This window comes from Xanthomonas sp. SHU 166, from assembly GCF_000364685.1.
Lineage (GTDB): Bacteria > Pseudomonadota > Gammaproteobacteria > Xanthomonadales > Xanthomonadaceae > Xanthomonas_A > Xanthomonas_A sontii.
The window spans coordinates 1-3620 of the sequence record NZ_AQOJ01000337.1 but is presented as its reverse complement, the minus strand read 5'-3'; the positions used below and the strand labels follow the sequence as shown (position 1 = coordinate 3620).

The window sequence follows — 3620 nt, the reverse complement described above, 5'->3', positions numbered from 1 at the left end:
GCTGTTGCGGGCCGGCGCCGAGGCCGACGACCCGGCCGCGCGCAGCGAGGCGGTCGAGCACGTCGCGCTGACGCTGCTGCGCCGCTACGGCGTGGTCTGCTGGCGCCTGCTCGAGCGCGAGGCGGCATGGCTGCCGCCGTGGCGCGAGCTGTTGCGGGTCTACCAGCGCCTGGAGGCGCGTGGCGAGATCCGCGGCGGGCGCTTCATCGATGGCCTGTCCGGCGAACAGTTCGCCCTGCCGGAGGCGATCGGTCTGCTGCGGCAACTGCGCCGCCAGCCTGGCGACGGCACCTGGGTGTGCGTGGCCGCCGCCGATCCGGCCAATCTGCTCGGCAGCGTGCTCCCGGGCACGCGGCTGCCACGCGTGGCGGGCGCGCGCGTGCTGTACCGCGACGGCGTGCCGATGGCGAGCTGGGTCGGCGAGCGTTTCGAGGCGCTGCAGGAGCTCGATGCCGAGGAACGCGTGCGCGCGCAGCGCTTGTTGCGCGGAGCCACCGCGGCGGAACGACGCACGGTCGCGGCGCTGCCGATGGTGTGAAGACGCGGCGCCATGCACGCGCTCGCGCACTGCGAGGGCGGGCATATCGGCGCCGCTTTCACATTCTGTCTACAAATTAAAGGGGTTGGTATCCCACTTCGCCTTCGGTGCAAAACCGGGGTCATCTGCCATTGCAGAACAACTGCGGCATCCGCGCCGCAGACGCCCAGGCGCTTTCTTCACACGCGTCGAGTGCTGCGCCGCAATGCCCGTTGCGCATTCATGCAACGTCGCCGCAGCGCTCGCGCTATGCGGAATTCCGCAGTTTTCACGCGATTTAAAGGCGCTGTCGATGACGCCGATAGCCCTCACGCACAGACGTTGCGGCGCAGCGTCCTCGCTCCTCAGAGCGAGTGTGTCCACTCCGCGAGGCGCTGCGGAAGACGGCTGGAGGCGCTCACTTGCGCAACCGGACGCACACAAAGAATCGGGGTACACCATGTTGGGCAATATGAAAATCGGAGTCAGGCTGACGGCGGCGTTCCTGATCGTGGCGGCGATCGGCGCGTGCATCGGCTGGGTCGGCATCCGCAACTCGGGCCGGATCAACGACTACGCCACGGTGCTGTACGAGCGCGAGCTGCTCGGCCTGTCGCACCTGAAAGAGGCCAACATCAATCTGATCAACGCCGGCCGCTCGCGCGCCAACTTGCAGTTGGCCAGTACGGCGGAGGATCGCGCCAAGCACATCGCCAGTCTCGACAAGTACACCGCCAAGGTGGTCGAGCACATGGACAAGGCCAGGACCTCGTTCGACGACCCGGCCACGCTGGCCAAGCTGGCCCGCTTCGACCAGGTGTGGAAGACCTACCTGGAGCGGCGCGGCCAGTTCGTCGACTCGGTGATGCGCGAGCCGCTGCCGCAGGGCAATGCGCAGCTGGCGGACCTGTCGAAGGGCGTGCGCAGCAGCTCCGACGAACTGGATGCGCTGATGTCCGAACTCAGCGAAACCAAGGAAGCCAATGCGGCGCGTGCCAACGACGCCACCGACGAGATCTATGCCAGCAGCACCCGCACCATGCTGGTCATCGTGATCGGCGGCGTGCTGCTCGGGGTCGGCCTGGGCTGCTGCATCAGCCGCAGCGTGACCCGGCCGATCGACAAGGCGGTCAAGGTGGCCAATGCGCTGTCCGAGGGCGACCTGAGCATGCAGATCGAGGTCCGCGGCAAGGACGAGACCGGGCAATTGCTGCTGGCGATGCAGCGCATGGTCGAGAAGTTGCAACAGGTGGTCGGCGAGGTCAACGCCAGTGCGCAGAGCCTGGCGGGTGCGTCGGAAGAAGTCAGCGCCACTGCGCAATCCTTGAGCCAGGCTTCCACCGAGCAGGCCGCCGGTGTGGAAGAGACCAGCGCTTCGCTGGAGCAGATGACCGCCTCGATCGCGCAGAACACCGACAACGCCAGGATCACCGACGGCATGGCCGCGCAGGCGGCGCGGGAAACCCTGGAGGGCGGCGAGGCGGTAGTGGCCACGGTCGCGGCGATGAAGCAGATCGCGCAGAAGATCGGCATCATCGACGACATCGCCTACCAGACCAACCTGCTGGCGCTGAACGCGGCGATCGAGGCCGCGCGCGCCGGCGAGCACGGCAAGGGCTTCGCCGTGGTCGCCGCGGAAGTGCGCAAGCTGGCCGAGCGCAGCCAGGTGGCCGCGCAGGAGATCGGCGAGGTCGCCGGCTCCAGCGTAGAACTGGCGGAGAAGGCCGGTCATCTGCTGGAGACCATCGTGCCCAGCATCAAGAAGACCTCGGACCTGGTGCAGGAGATCGCTGCCGCCTCGCAGGAACAATCGTCCGGCGTCGCCCAGATCAATGCGGCGGTGGTGCAGCTGAGTCAGATCACCCAGCAGAACGCGACCGCCTCCGAAGAGCTGGCCGCCACCGCCGAATCGATGAGCACGCAGGCCGTGCAGTTGCAGGACAGCATGGCGTTCTTCCAGTTGTCCGCCGGCACGCGCCGCGCCACGCACGCGCTGGACGACGGCGAGGCGGTGGCGCCGCTGCGTGCGGCTGGCTCGCGCTGGGCGCCGCGTGCGCCATCCGTCGCCGCGCGCCGTTCCGTTGCAGGCAATCGCGACCGCAGCGAAGCGCTGCTGGGCCGCGCCTGATTCATTCCCTGGCGGCGCCTGCCGCGCCGCCAGTTCCGTGTCGCTGTCGTTGTCACAACTGCCCATTGTCGGGAGAGTGCCGTGCTGAAGAATCTCAAAATCGCAACCAAGCTCTACGGCGGCTTCGCCGTGGTCCTGTGCATCCTGCTGGCCCTGGCCGGCGTGGCCTACTTCAACGTGTCCGCGCTGGCGCAGGCCAATTACTGGAACACCCACACCTACAAGGTGATCGGCGAAGTCGATGCCGCGCTCAGCAGCCTGATCAACATCGAGACCGGTACGCGTGGCTTCTCGCTGACCGGCGAGGACGCGTTCCTGCAGCCCTACCGCGACGGCGTCGCCAGCTTCGAAAGCCACCTGCGCACGGCGCAGGAGCTGACCGCCGACAACCCCAGGCAGCAGGAGCGCCTGAACGCGCTGAAGCAGACCCAGGCGCAATGGCTCAGCCAGGCGGTGCATCCGCAGATCGCGCTGCGCAAGAACGTCAACGATGGCCAGGCGACGATGGAGGCGCTGAGCGCTGCGGTGCGTGCTTCCAAGGGCAAGGCCTACATGGACGCGATGCGCGATCGCATGGCCGAAGTGCGTCGCGCCGAGAGCGAGTTGCTCGCTGCGCGCGCCACCGAGGCCGAGCAGTTGCAGCAGCGCACCAACCTGACCCTGATCGTCGGCAGCTTGGTCGCGGCGCTGTGTGCCTCGTTGATCGGTTTCCTGATCGCGCGGTCGCTGATGAGCGAACTTGGCGGCGAGCCGAGCACGGTGATGGAAGTGGCCTCGCGGATCGCGCGCGGCGATCTCACCGTGCAGGTGCCGACTCGCCCCAACGACAGCACCAGCGCGATGGTGGCGCTGCAGGCGATGGTCGAGCGACTGGCGGAGGTGGTGGGCGAGGTCAATGCCAGCGCGCAGTCGCTGGCCGGTTCGTCCGAGGAAGTCAGCGCCACCGCGCAGTCGCTGAGCCAGGCTGCCACCGAG

The 3620-nt window shown here is 67.9% G+C and carries 2 protein-coding genes and 1 pseudogene; all 3 read left to right on the top strand.

Going from position 1 to position 3620, the window contains the following annotated elements:
- Positions 1 to 538 (top strand): annotated as a pseudogene (locus D180_RS09995) (ATP-dependent DNA helicase); the annotation flags it as partial.
- A gap of 439 nt (positions 539 to 977) precedes the next feature.
- Complete coding sequence (locus D180_RS09990; protein WP_043090743.1) at positions 978 to 2645, top strand: methyl-accepting chemotaxis protein; 1668 nt, start codon at positions 978 to 980, stop codon at positions 2643 to 2645.
- A gap of 81 nt (positions 2646 to 2726) precedes the next feature.
- Positions 2727 to 3620 (top strand): CHASE3 domain-containing protein (locus tag D180_RS09985; RefSeq protein WP_017912681.1); only part of this gene is annotated, 894 nt, incomplete at its 3' end.

Coding starts and splice junctions, on each gene's coding strand:
- D180_RS09990 (WP_043090743.1), top strand. CDS start 978: ATGTTGGGCAATATGAAAATCGGAGTCAGGCTGACGGCGGCGTTCCTG.